The sequence below is a fragment of the Klebsiella sp. C283 genome (assembly GCF_048822555.1).
GTDB classification, from domain to species: Bacteria; Pseudomonadota; Gammaproteobacteria; order Enterobacterales; family Enterobacteriaceae; genus Klebsiella; species Klebsiella quasipneumoniae.
Genome location: NZ_JBMEZS010000048.1, coordinates 1 through 2,823, shown reverse-complemented (window position 1 = coordinate 2,823; position 2,823 = coordinate 1). Strand labels below are relative to the sequence as shown.

Here is a 2,823-nt window from a genome sequence, read left to right as displayed (position 1 = left end):
CCGGCGATGTCCGAATGGGGAAACCCAGTGCAATTCGTTGCACTATCGTTAACTGAATACATAGGTTAACGAGGCGAACCGGGGGAACTGAAACATCTAAGTACCCCGAGGAAAAGAAATCAACCGAGATTCCCCCAGTAGCGGCGAGCGAACGGGGAGCAGCCCAGAGTCTGAATCAGCTTGTGTGTTAGTGGAACGGTCTGGAAAGTCCGACGGTACAGGGTGATAGTCCCGTACACCAAAATGCACAGGCTGTGAACTCGAAGAGTAGGGCGGGACACGTGGTATCCTGTCTGAATATGGGGGGACCATCCTCCAAGGCTAAATACTCCTGACTGACCGATAGTGAACCAGTACCGTGAGGGAAAGGCGAAAAGAACCCCGGCGAGGGGAGTGAAAAAGAACCTGAAACCGTGTACGTACAAGCAGTGGGAGCACCTTCGGGTGTGACTGCGTACCTTTTGTATAATGGGTCAGCGACTTATATTCTGTAGCAAGGTTAACCGTATAGGGGAGCCGCAGGGAAACCGAGTCTTAACTGGGCGTTAAGTTGCAGGGTATAGACCCGAAACCCGGTGATCTAGCCATGGGCAGGTTGAAGGTTGGGTAACACTAACTGGAGGACCGAACCGACTAATGTTGAAAAATTAGCGGATGACTTGTGGCTGGGGGTGAAAGGCCAATCAAACCGGGAGATAGCTGGTTCTCCCCGAAAGCTATTTAGGTAGCGCCTCGTGAACTCATCTTCGGGGGTAGAGCACTGTTTCGGCTAGGGGGTCATCCCGACTTACCAACCCGATGCAAACTACGAATACCGAAGAATGTTATCACGGGAGACACACGGCGGGTGCTAACGTCCGTCGTGAAGAGGGAAACAACCCAGACCGCCAGCTAAGGTCCCAAAGTCATGGTTAAGTGGGAAACGATGTGGGAAGGCACAGACAGCCAGGATGTTGGCTTAGAAGCAGCCATCATTTAAAGAAAGCGTAATAGCTCACTGGTCGAGTCGGCCTGCGCGGAAGATGTAACGGGGCTAAACCATGCACCGAAGCTGCGGCAGCGACACGATGTGTTGTTGGGTAGGGGAGCGTTCTGTAAGCCTGCGAAGGTGACCTGTGAGGGTTGCTGGAGGTATCAGAAGTGCGAATGCTGACATAAGTAACGATAAAGCGGGTGAAAAGCCCGCTCGCCGGAAGACCAAGGGTTCCTGTCCAACGTTAATCGGGGCAGGGTGAGTCGACCCCTAAGGCGAGGCCGAAAGGCGTAGTCGATGGGAAACAGGTTAATATTCCTGTACTTGGTGTTACTGCGAAGGGGGGACGGAGAAGGCTATGTTAGCCGGGCGACGGTTGTCCCGGTTTAAGCATGTAGGCTGGTTATCCAGGCAAATCCGGATAATCAAGGCTGAGGTGTGATGACGAGGCACTACGGTGCTGAAGTAACAAATGCCCTGCTTCCAGGAAAAGCCTCTAAGCATCAGGTAACATCAAATCGTACCCCAAACCGACACAGGTGGTCAGGTAGAGAATACCAAGGCGCTTGAGAGAACTCGGGTGAAGGAACTAGGCAAAATGGTGCCGTAACTTCGGGAGAAGGCACGCTGGTGTGTAGGTGAAGTCCCTGCGGATGGAGCTGAGACCAGTCGAAGATACCAGCTGGCTGCAACTGTTTATTAAAAACACAGCACTGTGCAAACACGAAAGTGGACGTATACGGTGTGACGCCTGCCCGGTGCCGGAAGGTTAATTGATGGGGTTATCCGTAAGGAGAAGCTCTTGATCGAAGCCCCGGTAAACGGCGGCCGTAACTATAACGGTCCTAAGGTAGCGAAATTCCTTGTCGGGTAAGTTCCGACCTGCACGAATGGCGTAATGATGGCCAGGCTGTCTCCACCCGAGACTCAGTGAAATTGAACTCGCTGTGAAGATGCAGTGTACCCGCGGCAAGACGGAAAGACCCCGTGAACCTTTACTATAGCTTGACACTGAACATTGAGCCTTGATGTGTAGGATAGGTGGGAGGCTTTGAAGCGTGGACGCCAGTCTGCGTGGAGCCAACCTTGAAATACCACCCTTTAATGTTTGATGTTCTAACGTGGGCCCCTTATCGGGGTTGCGGACAGTGTCTGGTGGGTAGTTTGACTGGGGCGGTCTCCTCCCAAAGCGTAACGGAGGAGCACGAAGGTTAGCTAATCCTGGTCGGACATCAGGAGGTTAGTGCAATGGCATAAGCTAGCTTGACTGCGAGCGTGACGGCGCGAGCAGGTGCGAAAGCAGGTCATAGTGATCCGGTGGTTCTGAATGGAAGGGCCATCGCTCAACGGATAAAAGGTACTCCGGGGATAACAGGCTGATACCGCCCAAGAGTTCATATCGACGGCGGTGTTTGGCACCTCGATGTCGGCTCATCACATCCTGGGGCTGAAGTAGGTCCCAAGGGTATGGCTGTTCGCCATTTAAAGTGGTACGCGAGCTGGGTTTAGAACGTCGTGAGACAGTTCGGTCCCTATCTGCCGTGGGCGCTGGAGAATTGAGGGGGGCTGCTCCTAGTACGAGAGGACCGGAGTGGACGCATCACTGGTGTTCGGGTTGTCATGCCAATGGCACTGCCCGGTAGCTAAATGCGGAAGAGATAAGTGCTGAAAGCATCTAAGCACGAAACTTGCCCCGAGATGAGTTCTCCCTGAGACTTTAAGTCTCCTGAAGGAACGTTGAAGACGACGACGTTGATAGGCCGGGTGTGTAAGCGCAGCGATGCGTTGAGCTAACCGGTACTAATGAACCGTGAGGCTTAACCTTACAACGCCGAAGATGTTTTGGCGGA

The 2,823-nt window shown here is 53.2% G+C and carries 1 rRNA gene; it reads left to right on the top strand.

The window, feature by feature from the left end:
* Positions 1-2,798, top strand: a 23S ribosomal RNA gene (locus ACOI7Z_RS27005); the annotation flags it as partial.
* Positions 2,799-2,823: the final 25 nt, after the last annotated feature.